This is a genomic window from Streptomyces sp. NPDC028991, assembly GCF_055564775.1.
Window position 1 is genome coordinate 1 of record NZ_JBVHVP010000058.1, and the last position, 5291, is coordinate 5291.

The window sequence follows — 5291 nt, forward strand, 5'->3', positions numbered from 1 at the left end:
CTGGCGCAGCGGCGTGCGGCCGAGGGTCTGCCGGGTCTGTCGCTGGCCTGGGGTGCCTGGGAACAGTCGGCCGGCATGACCGGCACCCTCACCGAGGCCGACATGCAGCGCATCGCCGCCTCCGGCGCCGCGCCCCTCCCCGTCGAACGCGGGCTGGCCCTCTTCGACACGGCCACCGGCTCCGACGAGCCCCTGGTCGTCGCCGTCGGAGCCACCTCCGGCGACGGCCGGATGCCCGGTGAGGTCCCGCCGCTCCTGCGCAACCTGGTACGCGGCACCCGCCGCTCCGCCGCGACCGCCAGCGGTGGCGCGAGCACCGCGGCCGACCTCGCCCGCCGCCTCCTGGAGATGCCGGCGGACGAAAGGGCCCGCCACGCCGTCGAACTGGTGCGGGCCGAGGCGGCCGCCGTGCTCGGCCACTCCTCGGCCAAGGCCGTCGAACCCGGCCGGGAGTTCCGCGAACTGGGCTTCGACTCGCTCACCGCGGTCGAGCTGCGCAACCGCCTGACCAGCGTGACCGGCCTGCGGCTCACCGCCACCCTGGTCTTCGACTACCCCACCCCGCACGGTCTCGCCGAGCACCTGGTGGGTGAACTCCTCGACGAGCACGGTGAGACCGGCACGCCCGTCGTGGCGGCCGACGTAGCCGAGGACCCGGTCGTCATCGTCGGCATGGCCTGCCGGATGCCCGGCGGCATCGCCACCCCGGACGACCTGTGGCGGATGCTCGCCGACGGCGAGGACCGCATCACCGACTTCCCCACCGACCGCGGCTGGGACCTGAACGCCCTGTTCGGCGGCGGTCACGACAGCCGCGGTGTCAGCGCCACCCGCCGCGGCGGGTTCCTGCACGACGTCGGCGGCTTCGACGCCGGGTTCTTCGGGATCTCCCCGCGCGAGGCCCTCGCGATGGACCCGCAGCAGCGCCTGCTCCTGGAGACCTCCTGGGAGGCCTTCGAACGCGCCGGCATCGACCCGGCGGGCCTGCGGGGCAGCGCCACCGGCGTCTTCGTGGGCACCACGGGCCAGGACTACGCCAACCTCGTCATGACCTCCCGTGAGGACGTCGAGGGACACGCGAGCACCGGCCTCGCCACCAGCGTCATCTCCGGCCGGGTCTCCTACGCCCTGGGTCTGGAGGGGCCGGCGCTCACCGTCGACACCGCCTGCTCCTCCTCGCTCGTCGCGCTCCACCTCGCCGCCCAGTCGCTGCGCAGCGGAGAGAGCTCCCTCGCCCTCGCGGGCGGCGTCACCATCCTCTCGACCCCGATGAACTTCTCCGGGTTCACCCGGCAGGGCGGCCTCGCCGGCGACGGCCGCTGCAAGGCCTTCGCGGACGCCGCCGACGGCACCGGCTGGTCCGAGGGCGTCGGCCTGCTCGTCCTGGAGCGGCTCTCCGACGCCCGGCGGGGCGGCCACGAGGTGCTGGCCGTCGTGCGCGGCTCGGCCATCAACCAGGACGGCGCGTCCAACGGTCTGACGGCGCCCAACGGTCCTTCCCAGCAGCGCGTCATCCGGCAGGCCCTGGCCGGCGCCGGGCTCACCGCCGCCGACGTGGACGCCGTCGAGGCGCACGGTACCGGCACCACCCTGGGCGACCCCATCGAGGCCCAGGCCCTGCTCGCCACCTACGGCAGGGACCGGGACCCGGAGCGGCCGTTGCTGCTGGGCTCCATCAAGTCGAACATCGGCCACACCCAGGCCGCCGCCGGTGTCGCGGGCGTCATCAAGATGGTGCTCGCCATGCGCCACGGCACCCTGCCCAAGTCCCTGCACGTCGACCGGCCGTCCACGCACGTCGACTGGGAGGCCGGGGCGGTCCGCCTGCTCACCGAGGAGACCACCTGGCCGGAGACCAAGCGCCCCTGGCGGGCGGGTGTCTCCTCCTTCGGCCTCAGCGGCACCAACGCCCACGTGATCCTCGAGCAGCCGGAGCCGGTCACCGCCGAGCCGGAGGCCACCACGGCCCCGGAGGAGCCCGCCGTCGTCCCGGCCGTCGTGCCGTGGCCCGTCTCGGCCCGCACCGAAGAGGCCCTGCCCGGACAACTGGACCGGATCACCGCGCTCGACACCTCCCCGCTGGACATCGGCTTCTCCCTGGCCTCCGGCCGCTCGGCCTTCGAGTACCGCGCGGTCCTGCTGGCCCCTGTCGACGGTGCGGGGGAGCCGGTGGAGGTGGCCCGGGGCCGGGCCACCGAGCGGGCCCTGGCCGTGCTGTTCTCCGGTCAGGGGTCGCAGCGGGTGGGGATGGGGCGTGAGCTGTACGCCCGTTTCCCCGCCTTTGCGCAGGCGCTCGACGAGGTGCTCGTCCTGCTCGACCCGCAGCTCGACCGCCCGTTGCGTGAGGTGCTGTTCGCGCAGGAGGGCAGTGACGACGCGGCCCTTCTCGACACGACCGGGTACACGCAGCCCGCACTGTTCGCGGTCGAGGTGGCGTTGTTCCGGCTGGTCGAGTCGTGGGGCGTCACACCCGAGTTCGTCGCCGGTCATTCCGTCGGTGAGATCGCGGCCGCGCACGTGGCGGGGGTGTTCTCCCTGGAGGATGCGTGCGCGCTGGTGGCGGCCCGGGCCCGGCTGATGCAGGATCTGCCGGCCGGCGGCGCGATGGCCGCCGTGCAGGCGGCTGAGGCGGAGATCGTCGGGCGGTTGACCGAGGGTCTGTCTGTGGCGGCGGTCAACGGCCCGGACTCCGTGGTCATCGCAGGTCCAGAGGCGGAAGTGACCGCGCTGGCGGGCGTGTTCGCGGCCGAGGGGCGCAAGGTCCAGCGGCTTTCGGTCAGTCACGCCTTCCACTCGGCGCTGATGGAGCCGATGCTGGACGCCTTCCGTCAGGTGGCGGAGGGGGCGGCGTATGCCGAACCGCGCATCCCGGTCGTCTCCAATGTCACCGGTGCGGTCGCCGAGCCGGGGCAGCTGGCCACGCCCGCTTATTGGGTAGAGCACGTCCGCGCGACCGTCCGGTTCGCCGACGGCGTGCGCGCCCTCGCGGATGCCGGTGCCGACGCCTTCCTGGAGATCGGCCCCGGCGGTGTCCTCACCGCCCTCGCCCAGCAGAGCATCGACGCCGCCGAAACACTGGTCGTCCCCGCGTTGCGCAAGGACCGCGACGAGGAGTCCGCGCTGCTCACCGCGCTGGCCCGGCTCCACGTGGCCGGTACGGACGTCGACTGGGCCCGCTGCTACGAGGGGACCGCTGCGCGCCGTGTCGCGCTGCCCACGTACGCCTTCCACCACGAGCGCTACTGGCCGCGCCCGGCCACGCTCACCGGTGACGTCACCGGCGCCGGACTCCGGCCCGCCGAGCACCCGCTGCTCGGTGCCGCCACCGCCCTCGCCGCGTCCGAGGGAGTCCTGTTCACCGGGCGTCTCTCCCTCTCCACCCACCCCTGGCTCGCCGACCACACCGTCGGCGGCGGCATGGTGCTCTTCCCCGCCACCGGCTTCCTCGAGCTGGCCGTCCGCGCCGGGGACGAGGTCGGCTGCGACCGGGTCGAGGAGTTCACCCTCGCCACGCCGCTCCTGCTGCCCGAGGACGCCGCCGTCGTCGTACAGGTGTGGGCCGGCGCCCCCGACGAGAGCGGCCACCGCACGGTCAGCCTTTACTCCCGGCCGGCCGACGCCCCCGAGGAGACCTGGACCGAGCACGCCTCCGGCGTCCTGACCACCGGCGCCGCCGTCCTGCCCCTGGACACCTCGGTCTGGCCGCCCGAGGGCGCCGTCGCCGTCGACCTGGAGGGCTTCTACGACCGCACCGAGTACGGTCCCGTCTTCCGCACCATCCGCGCCGTCTGGACCCGGGGCGAGGAAGCCTTCGTCGAGGCGACACTGCCGTCCCAGGCCGACGACGCCGGCTACTACGGCATGCACCCGGCGCTGCTCGACGCCGCCGTCCAGTCGGTCGGCTTCGCCGGCCTGGACGACGAGCACAAGCTGCTGCCGTTCCTGTGGGGAGGGGTGTCGCTGCACGCGGGCGGCGCCTCCGTGGTCCGCTTCCGGGTCGCCCGTACCGGCGAGGACTCGGTGTCCATCGCCGCCGTCGACATCGAAGGCGCCCCCGTCCTGTCGGCCGAGTCGCTGGTGCTCCGCGTGCCCGCAGGGACGCGGGCCCCCGCCACCCGCCGTCCGGAGCTGGACTCGCTGCTCCGCCTGGTGTGGGCGCCGGTGCCGGAAACCCCGGAGACCCCGGGGCCCGGGGAGGCCGCCCCCGCCCTCCGGCACGCCACCGTCGCCGCACCGGGCGAGGACGGCGCCGCAGCCGTCCTGACCGGGCTCACCGGCGAGGAAGACCTCGTCTGCGTACCGTTCCTCGGTGACACCGGCGACGGGGCCGAGGGCCGGGACGTGCCCCTCGCCACCCACACGCTCACCGCACGCGCCCTCGGCCTGGTGCAGGAGTGGCTCGCCCAGGAGCGGTTCGCCGGCTCCCGCCTGGTGTTCGTCACCCGCCGCGCCGTCCAGGCCGGCCCCGAGGACCGGGTCCGGGACCTGCCCGCCGCCGCTGTCTGGGGTCTGGTCCGCGCCGCGCAGTCCGAGAACCCGACCCGGTTCGCCCTCGTCGACCTGGACGAGGCCACCCGCGTTGAGGACGTGCCGGCGCGGCTTCCCGCGCCGCTCGCGGGAGGCGACGCCCAGTTCGCGGTCCGGGACGACGCGGTGCTGGTGGCGCGGCTCGACCGTGCGGTGGCGGGACCCGGCCTGCTGCCGCCCGCCGAGGGCCCGTGGCGCCTGGACAGCACCGCTCCGGGCAACCTGGACGCGTTGACGCTGCGCGCCTGCCCCGAGGTGCTGGAGGCGCCGGAGGGGCGGCAGGTCCGACTGGAAGTGCGGGCCGCGGGTCTGAACTTCCGTGACGTGTTGAACGCGCTCGGCATGTACCCCGGCGAGGCCGGACTCCTCGGCGCCGAGGCGACGGGTGTCGTGACGGCCGTGGGCCCCGAGGTGACCGGTCTCGCGGTCGGCGACCGGGTGATGGGCATGGTGCCCGGCGGCCTCGCCAGCGAGACGCTGATCGACGAACGGTTCCTCGCCCGCGTCCCCGAGGGCTGGAGCGACGAGGAGGCGGCCTCGATGCCGCTCGTCTTCCTCACCGCCCACTACGGACTCACCGAACTCGCCGGTCTGTCGGCGGGGGAGCGGGTGCTGGTTCATGCCGGTGCCGGTGGTGTGGGTATGGCGGCGATCCAGTTGGCGCGTCATGTGGGTGCCGAGGTGTTCGCGACGGCCAGTGAGGGCAAGTGGGAGGTCTTGCGGGGGCTGGGTCTGGACGAGGAGCACATCGCGTCCTCGCGTGA

Annotated in this window: 1 protein-coding gene; it reads left to right on the top strand. The window is 74.5% G+C overall.

Annotated elements, in window-relative coordinates:
• The coding region (locus tag ACZ4V1_RS35735) for a beta-ketoacyl synthase N-terminal-like domain-containing protein (RefSeq protein ID WP_468345309.1) at nucleotides 1–5291 on the top strand (5291 nt) is incomplete at both ends.